The organism is Rickettsia australis str. Phillips (assembly GCF_000273745.1).
Classification (GTDB): Bacteria; Pseudomonadota; Alphaproteobacteria; order Rickettsiales; family Rickettsiaceae; genus Rickettsia; species Rickettsia australis.
The window spans coordinates 23,606-42,658 of the sequence record NZ_AKVZ01000035.1; the positions used below are offsets into that span (position 1 = coordinate 23,606).

Below are 19,053 nucleotides of genomic sequence, written 5' to 3' on the forward strand. Positions count from 1 at the left end.
GGAATTTATGCCAAAAAAAACATCTACATTATTCAAACTGAAGAAATTACATAGAGTAAAAAATACCAAATTAATTCATTTTAAAGATGAATTGGGTAGACCCATAGATGGACAGTTAGTTATAGGATAAGTTAAAGAGGTAAAAGAAAAAGACTTTTCTAGACCCATAGAAGTTGAGGTAAAACGTAATTTGGGTAAGTTTAAAAAAGCTCTAGCTTATCTTGAAATTATTAAAAATACTAAAAAAGTTATTAAAGAAGAAAAATATACGGAAAAAGTAGTAAGCAAAGAAGAGAAAATTATAGGTACCTATGAATTAGGCAATTTTACTAATGATAATAATTCCATAGAAAATTTTTTAAACAACTTAGATTTCCATGAAGAAAAACTTTACGCATATGATCTTAATGGTACAAAAATTGGAGAGGTAGGTGATTTTGGAAAAGTAGTATTAGATGAGAATATTAAGCTTGATGAAACTATTCTTCAAAAAAATGGTAAATTCTTAGATTTGAAGGCAAAGCTTTACAAAATCAAAATCAGTTTATACAAAAAAGTAGCGGAGTTTACCATTTAAGCACTTCTACAGACATAAAATATTTTGATAAAGATGAAGATATTAATACTTCAATAGGTGTTACGAATCTTAACACGAAGCCCGTAAAAAGTGCTCTTAAAGGTAACAGAGGAGCTGCAAAAATAGGAGAAAAATTACAAAAACAACAAGAAGAACAGAAATTTACGGGAATTAAAAACCCAAAGGTGCTAAACTTACAAAAGTAGGAATTCCGGTAGTTCACACTAGATGATAACTAAATTATAAGTGCTTGACCATTATAACGTATATATTATATGACCAAATTAATATGCACGTTATAATAGTCATAATAAATATATGAAAAGGATTTTATGATGTTTATGGAGAACAAGCTCACATGCAGCTCAAAACTTGGAGTATATAAAAAAGGTGGTGATAGTATGATGGAAAGATATTTTCCATATCGTATGCACTCTTACACTAGCTGAAGTAATAGAAAATTTTATATAGTCTAACCAAAAAAATATCTGAAGAACAATTTGAATCCTTATTTAAATTTGGTGGTTTTCCTGATCCTTATCCTAAGAATTTTTCTACATTTTGGCATATATGGAAGAAAAGTAAAAATACTCAGCTTTTTAAAGAAGATATTAGAGAGTTAACACAAATACAAGGATTATCTGAAATGGAAGTCTTAGGAAGCTTTTTGATTTCCTATATAGGAGGATAAGCATCTTATAGCTCTCTTGCAAATAAAATTAAAGTATCGATTCCAACCATTACAAGATGGCTTGAGTCATTTGAGTCGTTTTTTATAGTTATCGTATTCATCCATGGTCAAATAATATTCCTAGAAGTTTAATAAAAGAGCCAAAAATATATCTATTGGACTGGTCGCTTATAGAAGATATAGGAGCAAGATATGAAAATTTTATTGCAAATCATTTATTAAAATTCTGTCATTTTTGGAGTGATTTAGGCTTTGGTGAATATGAATTATATTTTATTAGAGATAAACAAAAGAAAGAAGTAGATTTTTTAGTAAAAAAATAACAAACCATGTATGTTAGTTGAAGCTAAAACTTCTTCAAATCAAGAATTAAACTCAAATTTAAAATATTTTCAAGAACTTTTAAATTGCCATTTTGCCTTTCAAGTAGTACTTAACATGGAATATAAGGAAATTGATTGCTTCAGTTATAATTATCCTGTAATAGTTCCTGCCAAAACTTTCTTATCCCAATTAGTGTAAACTTTACACTTTATAAATGATGTAACTTGTCTATAATAACTAATTAGTAATTAAGTTATTTAAAGCTCGATGAATAGGTCTAAGTTCATTTTTTTATCTGCTATTTCAGGTAATGTACTCGAATATTATGATTTTACGGTATATTCAGTTTTTTCGCTGATTATTGGACAAGTTTTTTTTCCAGGTGAATCAGAATTCATTAAAACTCTTCTAAGCCTTGGAGTATTTGCGGTCGGCTTTCTGACAAGACCGATAGGAGGTATATTATTCGGTTATATCGGCGATAGATATGGTAGACGTATCGCTTTAATAATCTCGATGCTAGGTATGACTATTCCGACCTTTATTATGGGTCTCATACCCTCATATGCAAGTATTGGAATTTATGCCCCTATAACTTTAATTATAATGCGGCTTATTCAAGGTTTATGTATTAGTGGTGAAGGAACTGGAGCTGCTATTTTTATCCTTGAACATCGTCAAAACTTAAGAGCCGGTTTTACGGCAGGGTTAGTACATGGTTCAAATATTGCCGGTACGTTAATTGCAACATTTATCGGTATTATAATTGAACGTTATTTTTCTCATATAGATTTTGCTTGGCGTTTTGCTTTTCTGCTTGGTGGATTTATGGGTCTTGCCGGATTTTACTTGCGATTGCGTGTATCGGAAACACCGATTTTTAAAATGCTTGAGAAAAAGAAACAAGTTATTAAAGCACCTTTTTCTAATGTAATTAGAACTGCTTGGAGATCGATGTTTTTAACTATGTGTATAGGTGCTATCGCTAGTAGTGTTATGTATTTAGTAAAAACTTACATAAATGTTTTCTATTATAATGTAATGCATCTTAGTAATACTATTGCTTTATCATATCTAGCGTATAGTTCATTTATTGCGATGATAGCGATGCCGCTTGCCGGCGGTACTGCCGATATTATCGGAAAATTTAAAATGGCAATGCTTGTTGGTGTTGCTATCTTGATATTGATTTTACCGACCATGTTACTCATGTCAGCAGAAGAGATGTGGCAACAAATCATAGCCCTTACAATGCTTGGTATGCTCGCAGGAAGTATAGCAGGTACGGCTTATATATTCGTTATATCCTTGTTTACGGCAGAACAAAGATTTACTGGTGTTGCTTTCAGCTACAATTTTGCAATAGCGATATTCGGCGGAACTTCACCTATTATTTCCCGTTGGCTTGTAGAGCATACAGGCTTATTTTATGCTCCGGCTTTTTATATTATGATCATTGCTGCCGTATTTTTAGTGATTATGTATATGATGAGGAAAGTAATTAAATCGTTGCTTAATAATTATGAAAATAGAAAATAAAGAAATAACAAGTAATTGGTTTACTAATTTACGTGATTTATTGTGCAAAGAATTTGAAAAAATCGAAGAAGAATATGCACAGACAAAATGTTTAAAACCGGCTAAGTTTGTACGTACAAGCTGGCAACGTAACGGCGGTGGCGGCGGTATTATGTCTCTCATGAAAGGAGAAGTATTTGAAAAAATTGGAGTTAATATATCTACTGTATTCGGTGAATTTTCTCCCGAATTCCGCAGCGAAATTCCAGGAGCAGAGCTAGACGGGAAATTCTCTGCAACAGGTATCTCATTAGTCGCACATCTTAAATCACCACTAATTCCAGCTATGCATTTTAATACTCGTTATATAGAAACTTCTAAAAGTTGGTTTGGCGGCGGTGGCGATTTAACACCTTTTTATCCGGAAGAAAACGAAACTGCAAAGTTTCATGCAGCTTTTAAAGAAGCGTGCGATAAGTATGATTCTAGTTATTATCCTAAATTCAAAAAGCAATGTGACGAATATTTTTATCTAAAGCATCGAAAAGAGCCTAGAGGAGTAGGCGGAATATTCTATGATTACTTAAATAGCGGTAATTTTGAGCAAGATTTTGCTTTTACGCAGGATGTAGGTAGGGCTTTATTATCGGTATACCCTGAAATCGTTAGAAGTAAGTTATTTTTACCTTGGACAGCTGAGCAGAAAGAATACCAACTTATAAGGCGAGGTAGATATGTAGAATTTAATTTGCTATATGACCGCGGTACTAAATTTGGCTTAATGACCGATGGAAATGTTGAAGCAATATTAATGTCGCTACCACCTGAATTAAAGTTTAATTGACTTTTTGGAAGTTATATATAGAGCCATAACCGAAATAGCAAAATGCTATTTCGGTATGTCGAAACCTCTGTTAAAAGTGAGAGTATTTTTCACAAAACTGATGTAATCCTTGGCTTCTAGCATTGTTACGTGGATCAATTTCACCTCTGTCATCCCCCGTGGCTTGACCACGGGATCCAGTTAAAATACTAAAATTATTATTATTTTTTATTATTTTTATGGACCTAGTTAGCAAGCCACGGGGTGACACAGTGGGTTTTACCGATCCATGCAACAATGCCTTGTGATCAGCCTTAGGCTGTGTGGCAATCTAGAAAATAATTAAAAACATTCTGTAAATCAGAATTTTTTTACTTTGTAAGTTTAGGCAGTAAATAATTTTTTGTTGAGATTACTTTTTTACAGGTTTAATTTTTCCAAGGCGTTTTTAGCTATATTTCCTCCTATTTTACTTACAATTTTATTTTCTTCCATTCCTGTTGCATTATTAGTTTCTGCTACCTGACGAGTGATAATTCAGCAAAAGCAGCAAAAATTAATTCTGTTTTGTTCATGTGATCACGTAAATTTTGATTTTTTAAGCCCTTTATATTTTTGTGTTCTTTAATGCTTATACCTGTCCATTCTTGATGAATAATATTAGTTAATATAACAAATTCACTCTCTTTTGTTACTTCATGATTTTTCCAGTAGTCAGTTAATTTATTTCGTGTTTCCTGCCCCATCACACGTTGCTGAATCCACTTCTCAATACACCCGTATCTTTTCCAATTATCTCTTGCTCTATCAATGGACTTTTCTGGACCAGAGATTTCTTGCATTCTTTCATAACCGACTTTAGCAAGCCATTGTTTAAATGGTTCTGCTTTTAGAGACAGAATAGATTGTTATAATATGAAGTAATGATTCTGTATTTGTACAGTCTGTTTGATAATGTTTACCATCAATACCAATACTTAAAAGTTTCAGCTGTACAATTTTTTCGTACAACTCAGTAAATCCTTCAATTTTTAATAATTGCTTTTTTAAATCTGACCAATATCGCCGTGGATAGCACTATCAGTCAATGCTCATACTATGTCAACTACTGAAAACCACCATTCATTATTATGAAAAATTCTCATAATGGTTTTATCTTTGAAAATTACTAACTTATTAAGTTCATCGCTATTATTCATAATATCCCATATTATTTTTTTATGAATTATAGATATTCTAAATAAATTTTAGAACTTATATTAAAAATATAAAATCTTTTAGATAAGAAATTATTAGTTTAAAATAAGTTATAGATTGACTTTTAAAGGAAGTTAGATATAAACTTTAACTGAGATAACAAAATGCTATTTCGGGGCGTAAGAACCTCTTAATCAACGTGGTATCTGTGTCGACCATAAAATGACTCTATCCTCTGCTTTATGTTTATTTCTCTTCGGTGGTTAAAACTTGAGCAATTTAAGTTTGTGTCCATATGTTCAACCAAAATACCAAAACCATATCTGAACTTGTAGCAGAGTTTACTTCAAAAGAAAATTTAGAAATTCTAAAAATTGAGATAACAGATCTGTTAAAAAGACCATTGAAAAAGAGAGATATCGACGCAATAGAGAAACGCTTAGCAGAACTAGAAGCAATATTTGGTATTGCCTAAAGTATAGATGAGCAGGCACTGCTTTCATTTATATCATTCCTACTATTTAATACTTAAAGTTGTATTTATAGATACCGCGGTCAAGCCACGGTGATAAAACAGAATAAATATTAATCAAATGGTTTCACTATAACCATTATTACTGCAATAACCATACAAATAGCTGGAATTTCATTAACTATAAGGTAAAATTTTTCTGAATGGATATTCTTGCCGTTTGCAAAATCTTTCCGCCATCTTGCAAGTAAACCGTGAAATATTACTAAAATTAACACTGCAAACATTTTAACGTGAAACCAAGTATCAAGAGCAACAAACCCATAAATATGAGCATTTATTAAACCGAATATAAATGTGCTAATCATTGCCGGATTCATAATAAATCTGAGTAATTTTAGCTCCATTACTTGTAAAGTACTATCTAGTTCACTACCTATTTTAGCTTTGGTATGATAAACATATATTCTAGGTAAATAAAGAAGTCCTGCCATCCAACATATAGCAGATATCAGATGGACTGACTTAAACCACAGATAGTAACTTGCCATTCTTTTCCTTATTAATTTGTTAATTTACATAAACATTGAGTAAATTCGTTTGGACATATTCTTGTACTAGAACTACTCGTAACCAAGTTAGTATCAACCTTATTAATAAATCGTAGCAATATATTTGTCAAACTATTAATAAAAATTTTATTTGTTCCAAGTGTCGGAATTCGAGTATATTGAATTTCATATTTATCTGCGATTAATTTATATTCAATATCAAGTTCTACTAGTGTTTCAACATGCTCGGATACAAAGGATATAGGTACGATAATTATATCTTTTTTTAACTTTCCTGCTAGCTTTATTTCATTTTCCGTATTCGGTTTTAACCACTCTATAGGTCCTACTCTACTTTGATAAGTTATCTTATAATCTAGATCTTTTATATTTAATTCTTTGACTATTGTCTTTACCGTTTCTTTTATCTGAAAACTATAAGGGTCACCTGCTTTTATTATTTTTTTGGGTAACCCGTGAGCAGAAAATAATATACGAAAATTTTTATCGTTGAGTTTTGCCTTAATCAATGAAACATGGGCTTTTATAAAATGTTCTTCTAGAGGATAACAACAAATTGTTTTAATTGGAATATCAATATCAAGGTTTTGTAAAAAATTTTTAACCGATGATCCTGTCGTAGTACTTGAAAATTGAGGATATAGAGGCAATAATATTATTTCACTCGGATTATATCTTTTTATTTGACCTATTACTTCTTTAGCAAATGGTGCTGAATATCTCATATTTATAAAAATAGCGAAATCTTCTTTTATAAGTTGCTTTAACTTTTCGGTTAGTGCTAATTTCTGTTCCTCTGTTTCCTTAAGTAAAGAAGATTTACCACCGATTAAAGAATAAATTTTTTGAGATTTTCTCTCTCTAGTGATAGAAATTATTTTTGCAATAATATATCGTAATGGATTCGGTAGATTAATTATAGCTTTGTCATAGAATAGATTAAACAGAAAAGGCTTTACTGATTTAAGGTCTTTTGGACCTCCTAAATTAAAAAGTACTATTGCTATTTTTCTTCTTTTATTCACAAGACCTAATACACTCTGTTAAAAATTCTACATTTTCCGGAGGTGTTTTAGGCAAAATACCATGTCCTAAATTAAAGATAAAATTCTTTCCTTTCATTGCCTGAAGAATTTTATAAGCTTTTTCTTTGATAATTTCTTTATTAGTTAATAATACAACAGGATCTAAATTACCTTGTACTATTACTTTATCACTCCACTCTTTCATTTTTTCAAGAGGAACCATTTGATCTACAGCTAAAATATCTATGGGTACTTCTTTTATAAATTTTTCGTACAATAATCCCGCTCCTTTAGGAAAAGCAATCATAGGAGTTTTTGGAAAAACTTCTTTTACTTTCAGTATAATCTTTTTTGTCGGCTCTATTACAAATTCAGTAAACTCCTCTTCTGCAAGTACTCCTGACCATGAATCAAAAAGCTTTAAGACATCTGCTCCCGATTTTGCTTGATTTATAAGATGATCAGCTGTTTTTTCCGTAATAAAATTTAATAATTCTTTAGCAAGTATTTTATTTTCATATATAAATTTTTTGCTCGTTTTAAAATCCTGTTTTCCTTTTCCTTCTAGCATGTAACTCATGACTGTCCAAGGACTACCTGCAAATCCTATTAAAGAAGTGGTGGAAGTTAAGCCTTCTTTTACTTTTTTTATTATTTCATAAACTTTCTCTAATTTATTATTCGGATTGCTTTGTAGATATTTAAAATCTTCTTGTGATTTAAACTGCTTTAATATAGGTCCTATATTTTCTTTAAAATCTACTTCCCATCCAAAAGCATGAGGTAAAACTAATATATCAGAAAAAATAATAGCTGCATCGAATCCATAACGTTTTATCGGTTGTAATGTTACTTCCGTTGCTTTGTTAACATCATAACAAAGATCTAGAAAATTTTTTGTTGTTTCTCTTACTTTTTTATATTCTGACAGATATCTGCCTGCTTGACGCATAAACCAAATAGGTATTTTATTATTATTTCCTTTTAACGGATTTGAAATTTGATTCATACTATTACTAAAAATATTAAAATAAAATATATTTATTATTGTTGTTTATGTAAACAGAATTATGTAGATTAAATGTTTTAAACAGAGTTATCAACAAGATTTTCATTAAAATTTTCTTAAAAATATAGGTATTTTTAATTATTATTCACATAAGTTTATAATGAATTTATACAAGTGGATAATTAAGTGTAAAATTCATTTATAGCTTAGAAAAGACTATTTTTTCAAAGAAAAATAATATTTATTCACAATTTTATCCACAAACTATTTATTTAAAAAAAATACACTAGATTTACTTGATTTAATAAGGATTTGAGGAAATTTTTTAATAGACTTTAATAGGAAAAATAATAAGTTATTAAAAAATTTATCCACAATTACATGTGTAAAGTATGACAAAGCTAATTATTCACTTGGTTTCAGACTCTTCCGTGCAAACTGCAAAATATGCAGCAAATTCTGCTCTTGCACAATTTACTTCCGTAAAACCAAAATTATATCATTGGCCAATGATTAGAAATTTGGAATTGCTAAATGAAGTATTAAGTAAAATAGAATCTAAACACGGGATAGTATTATACACGATTGCTGATCAAGAACTTCGAAAAGCTTTAACAAAATTTTGCTATGAATTAAAAATTCCATGTATTTCCGTAATAGGTAAAATTATTAAAGAAATGTCTGTTTTTTCAGGTATTGAAATAGAAAAAGAACAGAATTACAATTATAAATTCGATAAAACTTATTTTGATACGCTCAATGCTATAGATTACGCCATAAGACATGATGACGGACAAATGCTTAATGAGTTATCGGAGGCCGATATAATATTAATAGGTCCTTCTAGAACTTCTAAGACACCGACTTCCGTATTTTTAGCGTATAACGGTCTAAAAGCTGCCAATATTCCTTATGTTTATAATTGTCCATTTCCTGATTTTATAGAAAAAGACATAGATCAATTAGTAGTAGGGCTCGTCATTAATCCAAATAGATTAATAGAGATAAGAGAAGCTAGGTTAAATTTATTGCAAATTAACGAAAATAAAAGCTATACAGATTTTAATATAGTACAAAAAGAGTGTCTAGAAGTCAGAAAATTTTGTGATCAAAGAAACTGGCCGGTGATTGACGTGTCAACTAGATCAATAGAGGAAACAGCAGCTTTAATAATGCGGATATATTATAATAGAAAAAATAAATATAATAAATAAAAAGATTTTCATTATTTACAAGTAGAGGTGAGTAATTTATAATTTCTTGTATTACTTCGTCATTGTGAGGAAAAATTGAAAATTTTGACGAAGCAAAATGTGCTCTAGGTCATACCGTGGCTTGACCACGGTATCCAAAAAAATAATTTATAGTATTAATTATTTTAAGATGTTTATTGGATCCCGCGATCAAGTCGCGGGATGACAACAGAGAAGCATCATCACGCAACACATAGAGGATAAAATGGCAAATAACGTAACGGATAGCTCTTTTAAAAAGGAAGTATTAGAATCGGATTTACCGGTACTGGTTGATTTTTGGGCAGAATGGTGTGGACCATGCAAAATGTTAACACCGATAATAGATGAAATCAGTAAAGAATTAAAAGGCAAAGTAAAAGTACTTAAAATGAATATTGATGAAAATCCTAACATTTCTTCAGAATACGGTATTCGTAGTATTCCAACGATAATGTTATTTAAAAACGGTGAACAAAAAGATACTAAAATAGGTTTGCAGCAAAAAAACTCTCTTTTAGATTGGATTAATAAATCTATTTAATAGTTATGTCACTTAGCCATTCAAAAGTATTTATAGAAATAACAAATGGTCATGTAGAAGGTATAAATACTCATAAAAGAGCTCAAGGTTTAAAGCATTTTTTCTTAAAAAAAGGTGTTTCTCTTTCTCCAAATATACCTATATTAAACGATATTAACTTTTCTTGCCAAGAAGGAGAAAAAATAGCTTTTATAGGAAGTAACGGTTCCGGAAAAAGCTCTCTTTTGAAGCTAATCGCCGGAATATATCCGTTAAAATCCGGTACGGTTAAAGTTCATGGAGATATTGCTGCAATTATAGATATGGGAGTCGGTTTTGAGCTGGAACAAACCGGTCGTGAAAATATAAAAATGTTGATGCTATATAATAATATGTTAGATAAATATAGCAGGAAAATTGAAAAGGAGATTATAGATTTTTCGGAACTAGGTAATAAAATCGATTTACCGATAAAAAATTATAGTTCAGGAATGTTATCACGACTTGCTTTTTCTGTATCAATATTTCAAAATCCCCAAATTCTATTACTTGATGAAGTTTTTGCGGCAGGAGATAGCCGTTTTATAGAAAAATCTATTAATTTAATGAAAAGTAAATTTAAAAATACCCCTATTTCAATAATAGTAAGTCATCAAGAAGAAATTATAAAAGATAATTGCAAAAGATGTATTTTATTAAAAGACGGCAATATTATAGGTGATGGTACACCATCGGAAATGTTTAAAATCTATAACCAACAACAAGGGAATTTATAAATGATAAGGTATTTTTTTTCTAAAAAATACTGGCGGGCAATAGCATTACTAGTTAAAGCTTCTATAATTAGGCAAAATAAGGATTCTTTTTTAGGTTCTTTATGGGCTTTAATTCAGCCTTTTATTCACATAATGGTAATTTCGTATTTTTTCGGTTTTTTATTAAGACAACCGAGAGAATTTATGGTAATGAACTTAGTCGGCGGTATTCCTTTATGGAGTTTTATAGTAAGCAGCCTAACGATTTGTTCAAGTTCTTTAGTTACACGTGATCAAATAATAAAAAAAGTTAGAATTTCTAAGACTTTTTTTCCTGTTGCGGATAGTTTAGGGCAATTATATACTTTAATTTGTTCATTTTCGGCAATGTATTTTGCTTTTATTTTATTATTTCCAGAAAAATTTTCTTGGCAAATAATATTTATGCCGATATTAATTTTGCCATTAATAATATGTGTGATTAGCAGTTCTATCGCAGTAGCATTTTTAACGCCGTATATTCGAGATATACCACAAATGTTGAGTGTTATTCTTGGAGTTATTTATTGGAGTATACCGATAGTTTATCCTTATTCACTAATTCCGGAATCTAAAAAAATATATTTTGAATTTAATCCGTTCTTTTTAGTTATAAGACCCGTACAAGCGTTGGTGATTGACGGAACGTTACCGGATATGATGTTAATAGTTAAGTCCGTTATAGTCGCATTCATTACTGTTTGTTTCAGTTATTTAATTTATAGACAATTTTCTAAAAGAGTTATTTATTATTTATGAAACTTGGTTTTAATCTAGATTTTAATGAATTAGATTTAACCGGACTTAAAAAATTAGATCAAATATTTTTAGATTATCTCTTTAAAGCCGATAAATCTCTGCATAAAGATTTAATGTTATTTAGATCAACTCCTCTCTCCATTATTCCACAAGATTATTCCGAATTTTTGCTAAAAATTTCTCCTCAGTTAGATGATTTTTTAGCAGAGTTATTTTGTATTTCAAAAGAAATAACGATATCAAGACTGAAACATAAAGATTTTGATATTATTTATGAATGTAAAAGAAAATTTGTTCAGCGTGTTGCCATAAAAAAATATCCACCAGAAAAAATAAAAGATATTGATTTTGAAGATGTGTATTTAAAGCTAACCTATTTAATAGGTACGAATTTCACTTCTAGAGAATTTGCGAAGCAAATTATTATATGGCAACAGGATGAAGAGAATTTTGCAGAAGAATTAGACATAGCAACTAGGTATGCAGCGTGCAGGGTTTATGATCACTGTCATTCCTCTTCATTGTGCCATTCCCACGAAAGCGGGAATCTAGAAAAATTAAGTCTGGATCCACGTTTTCACGGGGATGACATAAGGAACGATGACATCCTATTCAACCTCCCTCAAAAACTAGATAAAGAAAATCTAATAGATGATAAAAAAATATTAAAATATCAAAAAAATGAGAGAGTAGATTTTGACTATACAGATTCTTTTTTAAATCTAGATGAAGCCTTAAACGATTCTCATTATTGTATTTATTGTCATAAACAGGGTAAGGATTCCTGCTCCAAAGGGATAAGTGTTATCCCGCCACTTGATCGCGGGATCCAAGAAAAAATTAAAAAAGACTGGATCCCGTGGACAAGCCACGGGATGATAACCGGTGGCTGCCCGTTAAAACAAAAAATTTCCGAAATGAATTATGTTAAAGCACAGGGTTTTAATCTAAGTGCTCTTGCAATCATTGTTATTGATAATCCTATGGTAGCGGCAACGGGTCATAGGATTTGTAATGATTGCTCTAAAGCTTGTATTTATCAAAAGCAAGATCCGGTAAACATCCCATTAATAGAAACAAATATTTTAGAAGAAACGCTTAAATTACCTTATGGTTTAGAGATATATCTACTTCTTACTCGTTGGAATCCGCTTAATATTTATGCACCTCTACCACAAGAATCTACTAATTATAATATTTTAGTTACCGGTCTTGGTCCTGCAGGTTTTAGCCTTAGCTATTATTTATTACGATCAGGTCACAATGTCACGGCTATTGACGGTCTTAAAATTGCACCTTTATCTTTTGACATTTATAAGCCTATAAAATTTTGGCATGAATATAAAAATTTGTTATCGGAAAGAATACCGAGAGGATTTGGGGGGGTAGTAGAATATGGGATTACCGTTCGATGGGATAAAAACAATCTTGATATATTGCGGTTAATATTAGAGAGAAATAACAATTTCAAATATTATGACGGAGTAGCTTTAGATTTTAATATAACGAAAAAACAAGTTCTAGATTTAGGTTTTGACCATATAGCTTTTTGCGTTGGAGCAGGTCAGCCGAAAGTTTTAGAGATAGAAAATTTTGAAGCTAAAGGTGTAAAAATGGCTTCTGATCTCTTAATGACTTTGCAAAGCGGAGGAGCATTTTTGAAAAATTCTAATACTAATATGCTAATTAGGATGCCGATTGCGATAATAGGCGGTGGTCTTACTTCCTTAGATGCAGCAACAGAAAGTTTATATTACTATAAAAAGCAAGTAGAAGAATTTGCTAAAGATTATATAGAAAAAGATTTAGATGAAGAAGATAAAGAAATAGCTGAAGAATTTATTGCTCATGCAAGATTATTTAAAGAAGTTAAGAATAATGAAGAATTAAGAAAGGTTTTTAATAAGCTTGGAGGAGCTACTGTTTATTATCGTGGAAAACTACAAGATTCGCCGGCGTATAAATTAAATCACGAGGAGTTAATATATACATTAGCACTTGGTGTTGATTTTAAAGAAAATATGCAACCTTTAAGGATTAATGTTGATAAATACGGTCATGTGGAAGGGGTAGAATTCAGTGTCATACCGTGGCTTGACCATAGGATCCATCAAGAAGCACATTGTAATAATTATTTTCTAGATCCCATGGTCAAGCCACGGTATGACACTGTGGTACTTAAAGCCAAAACCGTGATTATGGCAATCGGTATAGAAAATAACACTCAATTCGATGAAAATAAATATAGTTATTTCGGTGATTGTAATCCTAAATATTCTGGTAGTGTAGTGAAAGCTCTTGCCAGTAGCAAAGAAGGGTATGACGCTATTAACAAAAGGCTTATAAATAATAATCCTAGCTTTAAAGGTAGTTACAAAGACTTTATAACGCAGCTTGATTATTTGCTGACTTCTAGGGTTAATAAAATAAATATTCTAGATGATAAAGCTTTTGAGTTGATAATTCACTCGCCGCTTGCTGCTAAAAATTTTAAGTTCGGACAGTTTTTTCGCTTACAAAATTATTCTGAAGATGCTTCTAAGTTAATAGAGCCGGTAGCCTTAAGCCCTATAGATATTGATGTAGAAAAAGGTTTAATTAGATTTGTAATTTATGAAGTCGGTAAGTCTACTAGCTTATGTAAAACATTATCCGAAAATGAGAAAGTAGTATTAATGGGACCGACAGGTTTGCCGCTAGAAATACCTCAAAATAAAAAAATAATTATTGTTGATTCCGAAGCCGGCAATATAGGTTTATTAAAAGTTCTAAAAGAAAATAATAATGAAGTTATATTTGTTACCTATCCTGATATAAAAAATCGTAAGTTAACTTCTGTAGATATAGTAATAATTAATGATTCACCTGAAATAGCTGAAGAGTTACGAGAGTTAAAAATATTCGATGAGAATACGGAGCTAATAGTTAGCGTTAATTCATCGATGCAATGTATGATGAAAGGGATTTGCGGACAATGTATTCAAAAAGTCAAAGGAGAGCAGAAATATATTTTTGCATGTAGCCGGCATAATCAAAATGCAGAAATAGTGGATTTTAAGAGCTTAAAAACTCGTTTACGCCAAAATTCTTTACAAGAAAAAATGTTTCGTCATTGCGAGGAAAAACTGTAAGTTTTGACGAAGCAATCTCAGGATATTTGATGAGATTGCTACGCAACCACGGCTGCGGTCTTGTTGCATGGCTCGCAAAACCAACTCTATGTCATTCCTGCGAAAGCAGGAATGACATAGAGTTGGTTTTGCACTACTTATAAATTTACTTCTCAAAACGACAAAATGCTCTACTACTATCTTGATTAAGAAAATCGATAATTTGCATTACTATAGAATTATTTTTATATTTCTCGGCAACTTGTTTTATACGCTCAGCAAAATTACCTTCACCTGAGAAGATTTCTTTGATAGCTTTTAAAGCACTTAAAGACTCTGCTTTATCAAATCCTTTTCTATTCATACCGATTAGGTTTAAACCCTCAAGCACCGCACGTTTGCTACTTACAAGCCCAAACGGTATTACATCTGCTCCGACCGGTGATAGCCCGCCAATCATCGAATATTTGCCGATTTTAGCATATTGATGAACTGCCGATAATCCACCGATTATTGCATAATCACCTACCTCAATATGACCTGCTAGGCTTACGTAATTAGCAAATACTACGTTATTACCGATTTTACAATCATGACCGATATGAACACCGACCATGAACAAATTATTATTTTCTATTTTTGTTATCATTCCGCCGCCTTGGCTTCCTGCTTGTACCGTAACATATTCTCTAATAGTATTATTAGAGCCGATTATCGTGCTTGATCGCTCATTAGCATATTTTAAGATTTGCGGAGGTTGACCGATTGATGCAAAAGGATAGATTACGGTATTTTTGCCTATTTCGGTAATCCCTTCAATCACTACATGGGATTTTAGCTCGATATTATCATGAAGTACAACTTTAGGACCTATAATACAATACGGTCCGATTTTTACGTTTTTACCGAGCTTTGCACCTTCTGCAATTATAGCTGTAGTATGGATGTTATTTGCCACTACTTTTTCCTATGATTTATCTTTAATCATTGCAGTAAATTTACTTTCTGCAGCCATTTCACCTTCAACCGTAACCGTACTTGAAAATTTCCATACGTTAGCTCTTTGCTGATCAATAACAGCGTGGATATGCATAGTATCCCCGGGTTGAACGATTCTACGAAATTTTGCATTTTCAATAGCCATTAAAAACACTTCTTTATTTTTAGTAGAATCTAAAGATTTAGCAACTAATATAGCAGCAAGTTGTGCCATAGCCTCAACCATTAGAACGCCCGGCATAACAGGTTTTGTCGGAAAATGCCCTGTAAATTGCGGTTCGTTAACAGTAACGTTTTTAATACCTAATATTGATGTATTAAGGTCAATTTCAAGTACCCTATCTACTAATAAAAATGGATAGCGATGAGGTATTAAATCCATGATTTCGGTAATATCTATGATCATTTATTTAGGTCTCTTCTTTAATGTAAATTTTCTGTCATTGCGAGCGGGCATTATTACGTGGAACGGTTTTTCCTTCATTGCAAGAAAAATTACACAGTAATTCGACAAAGCAATGCAGTTAAAAAATTCTGTAAATCAGAATTTTTTTAATTATTTTCTAGATTGCTGCGTCGGCTACGCATCCTCGCAATGATGACTCAGTATTTTTTCAATAGCAAACTACTTTTTTAATTTGCTATTAGAGGTCTTTACTAATTGTTTCATAATAATAGATTGTCTATGCCATTCCATAATAGGAACTGCAGGGCTACCACCAACAATTTTACCTGCTTCTATATTTTGTGCAACACCGCCTTGTGCCGCTACCTGTACCCCGTTGCCTATATTTAGATGTCCAGCGATTCCTACTTGTCCTCCAAGAGCACAATATTTACCGATCGTGCTACTTCCTGCTATACCTGCCTGTGCCACGATAATAGAGCCTTTACCTATTTTTACGCCATGCCCGATTTGGACTAAATTATCTATGCGGCATAAATCTTCTATAATAGTATCTTGAAGCGAACCTCTATCAATAGTAGTATTGCTACCAATTTCAACATTATTGCCGATTTTAACTATTCCTATATGAAATATTTTATGATGTACGCCTTTTTTGGTAGAAAACCCAAACCCGTCTTGTCCAATTTTTGCCCCTGCGAGTATGAATGCATCGTCGCCTATAATTGCATAATTTATTGAAACATGTTGTTCTATTCTAGCATTTCTGCCGATATTTACGCCTCTACCTATAAAACTTCCGGCCTCTATAATACTATTATCACCTATAATAACATCGTCTTCAATAACTACATTATGACCTATATAACAATTTTTTCCGATAGTTGCCGAATCTGCAACAATAGCGGATTTCATTATTTTAGCAGGGTATGATTTAATAGGAGCATAGAAAAAATCTATTAATTTGCCATAAGCAAAATATGAATTCTCAGCATGTATTAAAACAGTATTTGGATTTGCTTCTCCCGTAAAATTTTTCGGCACTATACAAGCAGCAGCTTTAGTAGTTTTTAAAAATTCGGAGTATTTATGATTACTTAAAAAGCTAATGTCGTTTGAAGATGCTTCTTGTAGAATTTTAATATCATGAATAGCTATATCTTCATGAACCTTAGGAGGTTCTATAATATCGTGTAAAAAATCTATAATTGCCATTAGTTTTCGTGGTCCTAGATTTTTATAAAAATTACTACTTACCATATTAAACTTTAAGCAAATTAATCATTAGCGACAGTATATAAGTGATAGTTTTATTATGCAACAAAATTTACAGGTAGCATAAAAGGTATTGCTAAGTAAAGAATGGTATCGTTATTGTGAGGAGCCGTTGTTGCGTGGACCGGTAAAAACCCACTGTGTCACCCCGTAGCTTGAACACGGAGTCCATAAAAACAATAAAAATACTAATAATTTTAGCATTTTTAACTGGATCCCGTGGTCAAGTCACGGGATGATAGAGGTAAAATTGATCCACGCAACTATTAATAGTGTAGTTTATAAAAGTCACAAATATTAATTTACGTTTTATTAAGAAGAATTAAATTAATATATTCTATTTTAGTACAAATCTTATCAATTTTTACAAAATATTAATAATCTAATTTCTCTTAATAAAGCCTAAATTATATTAACTAAATCAAGGTATTGAAAATGTTAGAAATAAATAACTTAGCCTTTGCAGGTGGTGGAGTAAAAGTCATAGCATATGCAGGGGCTCTAAAGGCATTAATAAAAGACAAGGGATTTGACCACGATATTACTTTTAAACAGCTACATGATAGTCAAAAAACAAGTATAGATTTATATGTAGTAATACTAATCTCAGTACTCAATTTCCAGAAATTCTATCTTATGAAAATGCTCCTGATAAGAAAGTCGTAAAATTCGTACATGCTTATAGTGTTTTTCCTATATATTTTCAGTCCGTACAAACAACTGTTCAAGGAGTAGTTTCAACATATGTGGATGGTGGAGTTACGAATAATTACCCGGTTGAGGTGTTTGATGATAAAACTGCGGCACGAAGCCTTCCTCAAACAGATAATAAAAATTATAAAACTCTTGGGTTTAAACCAATCAATAAGGAAATATTAAAAGCTTATCAGAATGGCACAGAACCTAAACCGTTTGTGTGGGGATACTACTACTGTTTGGATCAACTATATGCATTAGCTGAAGTTCTCACAAGCTCTGACTTGATAAGTTGTTTTCAGAATCATGATAGAACAGTTTTTATTGATGATCATAATATATCAGCTTTAAGTTTTGATATCACAGCTGAACAAAAAGAAGTATTAATAAATTCAGGTTATTTTACAACTTGTGACTATATGACGAGAATGGAGAATATAATGCTTGTAGGACTAGCAGTAAACGATTCTAATGATAGCCTTGTATTATAATAATAATGCGAGTTGATAACCCACTATTCGCTTTAATCTTTTGTTGCATGGATCAGTTTATGTCATTCCCGCATGGCATTGTTGCGTGGATATCTAATCGTCATTGCAAGAAGAATTACGTAGTAATTCGACGAAGCAATCCAGTAAAAAATTCTGATTTACAGAATTTTTTTAATTATTTTTCTGGATTGCCACGTCGCTTCGTTCCTCGCAATGACGATTTGGCATTCATGGGAGCAATACCAATTTTTGAAATCAATAATCATATTGACTTGTTTAAAGTTTTGCTTAGAATCATCTTGGAACAGCTAAGGTTGTTCTGGAGTGTAGAAACCTCCATCAACAAGCGGTAAAACCACCGTTAAATTGGTTTATTCCTCGATATTTTACGGTCGGGGAGGTAGTAGTCATGTTCAGGGCTTAGACTTTAAGCCTAAAAACTACTCAGCTGTTCTTGTTGACGGTGTTTCTAACTCCCTGATCACCAATTTCTTGGTGATCAAACTTGAATCATTTAAGTTTAATCAGGAGCACTAAGCCATTACGAACACTAAAACAGT

Annotated in this window: 21 protein-coding genes and 4 pseudogenes; 16 read left to right on the forward strand and 9 right to left on the reverse strand. The window is 31.5% G+C overall.

Annotation, left to right across the window (positions count from 1 at the left end; translation table 11 throughout):
• Positions 1–7: 7 nt before the first annotated feature.
• The 6 genes from A452_RS12655 (at position 8) to hemF (ending at position 3,954) form a co-directional block, all read left to right on the forward strand.
• Positions 8–130: a hypothetical protein gene (locus tag A452_RS12655; RefSeq protein WP_014412149.1), complete on the forward strand. Its 123-nt coding sequence runs from the start codon at positions 8–10 to the stop codon at positions 128–130.
• Between the two features lie 60 nt (positions 131–190).
• Entirely contained in the window at positions 191–577 is a 387-nt protein-coding gene (locus tag A452_RS12285; protein WP_014412148.1) for a hypothetical protein, read from the forward strand.
• An 822-nt stretch (positions 578–1,399) separates the two neighbouring features.
• The gene (locus A452_RS10140) at positions 1,400–1,591 is read left to right on the forward strand and encodes a hypothetical protein (protein ID WP_410524396.1); all 192 of its coding nucleotides are present in this window, start codon (positions 1,400–1,402) and stop codon (positions 1,589–1,591) included.
• A 10-nt stretch (positions 1,592–1,601) separates the two neighbouring features.
• On the forward strand, positions 1,602–1,790 hold the full coding sequence (locus tag A452_RS09090) for a hypothetical protein (protein ID WP_025999601.1): 189 nt from the start codon (positions 1,602–1,604) through the stop codon (positions 1,788–1,790).
• Between the two features lie 69 nt (positions 1,791–1,859).
• Positions 1,860–3,131 (forward strand): MFS transporter, encoded by a 1,272-nt coding sequence (locus tag A452_RS0106760; RefSeq protein WP_014412147.1) that lies wholly within the window; start codon positions 1,860–1,862, stop codon positions 3,129–3,131.
• Positions 3,115–3,954: an oxygen-dependent coproporphyrinogen oxidase gene (gene hemF, locus A452_RS0106765; protein ID WP_014412146.1), complete on the forward strand. Its 840-nt coding sequence runs from the start codon at positions 3,115–3,117 to the stop codon at positions 3,952–3,954. The genes A452_RS0106760 and hemF overlap by 17 nt, the downstream gene beginning before the upstream one ends.
• A 497-nt stretch (positions 3,955–4,451) precedes the next feature.
• Here hemF and A452_RS12290 read toward each other — a convergent pair whose 3' ends face one another.
• Positions 4,452–4,775, reverse strand: a complete 324-nt coding sequence (locus tag A452_RS12290; RefSeq protein ID WP_017208687.1) for a hypothetical protein — start codon at positions 4,773–4,775, stop codon at positions 4,452–4,454.
• Positions 4,776–5,425: 650 nt separating this feature from the next.
• Here A452_RS12290 and A452_RS0106780 point away from each other — a divergent pair.
• A complete protein-coding gene (locus A452_RS0106780) occupies positions 5,426–5,605 on the forward strand; it encodes a hypothetical protein (protein ID WP_014412145.1) in 180 nt (59 codons plus the stop codon).
• A gap of 110 nt (positions 5,606–5,715) precedes the next feature.
• Here the strand turns inward: A452_RS0106780 and hemJ are convergent, their stop codons facing one another.
• Genes hemJ through hemE form a run of 3 tightly spaced genes read right to left on the reverse strand, consistent with a single transcriptional unit; the run spans position 5,716 to position 8,208 of the window.
• Positions 5,716–6,153 (reverse strand): protoporphyrinogen oxidase HemJ, encoded by a 438-nt coding sequence (gene hemJ, locus A452_RS0106785; RefSeq protein WP_014412144.1) that lies wholly within the window; start codon positions 6,151–6,153, stop codon positions 5,716–5,718.
• 11 nt (positions 6,154–6,164) lie between these two features.
• A complete protein-coding gene (gene hemH, locus A452_RS0106790; protein ID WP_014412143.1) occupies positions 6,165–7,199 on the reverse strand; it encodes a ferrochelatase in 1,035 nt (344 codons plus the stop codon).
• Positions 7,192–8,208 carry a uroporphyrinogen decarboxylase gene (gene hemE / locus A452_RS0106795; protein ID WP_014412142.1) on the reverse strand — a complete coding sequence of 339 codons (1,017 nt, stop codon included), beginning with the start codon at positions 8,206–8,208 and terminating at the stop codon, positions 7,192–7,194. Before hemE ends, hemH begins: the two co-directional genes overlap by 8 nt.
• Before the next feature lie 392 nt (positions 8,209–8,600).
• Between hemE and A452_RS0106800 the strand changes: the two genes are divergently transcribed.
• Positions 8,601–9,422: a pyruvate, water dikinase regulatory protein gene (locus tag A452_RS0106800; RefSeq protein ID WP_014412141.1), complete on the forward strand. Its 822-nt coding sequence runs from the start codon at positions 8,601–8,603 to the stop codon at positions 9,420–9,422.
• Between the two features lie 107 nt (positions 9,423–9,529).
• On the opposite strand, the pseudogene A452_RS13080 reads toward A452_RS0106800, so the two are convergent.
• Positions 9,530–9,628, reverse strand: a pseudogene (locus A452_RS13080) (proline/betaine transporter); the annotation flags it as partial.
• 26 nt (positions 9,629–9,654) lie between these two features.
• Here A452_RS13080 and trxA point away from each other — a divergent pair.
• From trxA to A452_RS0106820, 4 genes are read left to right on the forward strand one after another with little or no spacing between them, the layout of a single operon-like run.
• Positions 9,655–9,984, forward strand: coding sequence for a thioredoxin (gene trxA / locus A452_RS0106805; RefSeq protein ID WP_410524397.1), 330 nt, complete (start codon positions 9,655–9,657; stop codon positions 9,982–9,984).
• Positions 9,985–9,989: 5 nt separating this feature from the next.
• Positions 9,990–10,739: an ABC transporter ATP-binding protein gene (locus A452_RS0106810; RefSeq protein WP_014412139.1), complete on the forward strand. Its 750-nt coding sequence runs from the start codon at positions 9,990–9,992 to the stop codon at positions 10,737–10,739.
• Positions 10,740–11,516, forward strand: coding sequence for an ABC transporter permease (locus A452_RS0106815; protein WP_014412138.1), 777 nt, complete (start codon positions 10,740–10,742; stop codon positions 11,514–11,516). It abuts the gene before it with no gap.
• A complete protein-coding gene (locus tag A452_RS0106820) occupies positions 11,513–14,647 on the forward strand; it encodes an FAD-dependent oxidoreductase (RefSeq protein ID WP_014412137.1) in 3,135 nt (1,044 codons plus the stop codon). Before A452_RS0106815 ends, A452_RS0106820 begins: the two co-directional genes overlap by 4 nt.
• A 145-nt stretch (positions 14,648–14,792) precedes the next feature.
• Here the strand turns inward: A452_RS0106820 and lpxA are convergent, their stop codons facing one another.
• The 3 genes from lpxA to lpxD all read right to left on the reverse strand — a co-directional run bounded on the left by lpxA (position 14,793) and on the right by lpxD (position 17,291).
• Positions 14,793–15,584: an acyl-ACP--UDP-N-acetylglucosamine O-acyltransferase gene (gene lpxA, locus A452_RS0106825; RefSeq protein ID WP_014412136.1), complete on the reverse strand. Its 792-nt coding sequence runs from the start codon at positions 15,582–15,584 to the stop codon at positions 14,793–14,795.
• A gap of 9 nt (positions 15,585–15,593) precedes the next feature.
• A complete protein-coding gene (fabZ, locus tag A452_RS0106830) occupies positions 15,594–16,031 on the reverse strand; it encodes a 3-hydroxyacyl-ACP dehydratase FabZ (protein WP_014412135.1) in 438 nt (145 codons plus the stop codon).
• A 219-nt stretch (positions 16,032–16,250) separates the two neighbouring features.
• Positions 16,251–17,291, reverse strand: coding sequence for a UDP-3-O-(3-hydroxymyristoyl)glucosamine N-acyltransferase (lpxD, locus tag A452_RS0106835; protein WP_014412134.1), 1,041 nt, complete (start codon positions 17,289–17,291; stop codon positions 16,251–16,253).
• 118 nt (positions 17,292–17,409) lie between these two features.
• Between lpxD and A452_RS13085 the strand changes: the two are divergent.
• From A452_RS13085 to A452_RS08760, 4 genes and pseudogenes are all read left to right on the forward strand, one after another.
• A pseudogene (locus A452_RS13085) lies at positions 17,410–17,574 on the forward strand (tRNA lysidine(34) synthetase TilS); the annotation flags it as partial.
• A 167-nt stretch (positions 17,575–17,741) separates the two neighbouring features.
• A complete protein-coding gene (locus A452_RS0106840) occupies positions 17,742–17,972 on the forward strand; it encodes an alpha/beta hydrolase superfamily esterase (protein WP_014412133.1) in 231 nt (76 codons plus the stop codon).
• Positions 17,933–18,034 (forward strand): annotated as a pseudogene (locus tag A452_RS12890) (patatin-like phospholipase family protein); the annotation flags it as partial. The gene A452_RS0106840 and the pseudogene A452_RS12890, both read left to right, overlap by 40 nt.
• Positions 18,035–18,052: 18 nt before the next feature.
• Positions 18,053–18,493 (forward strand): hypothetical protein, encoded by a 441-nt coding sequence (locus A452_RS08760; protein ID WP_014412132.1) that lies wholly within the window; start codon positions 18,053–18,055, stop codon positions 18,491–18,493.
• A gap of 99 nt (positions 18,494–18,592) precedes the next feature.
• On the opposite strand, the pseudogene A452_RS13090 reads toward A452_RS08760, so the two are convergent.
• Positions 18,593–18,714 (reverse strand): annotated as a pseudogene (locus A452_RS13090) (lytic transglycosylase domain-containing protein); the annotation flags it as partial.
• Between the last annotated feature and the right edge of the window lie 339 nt (positions 18,715–19,053).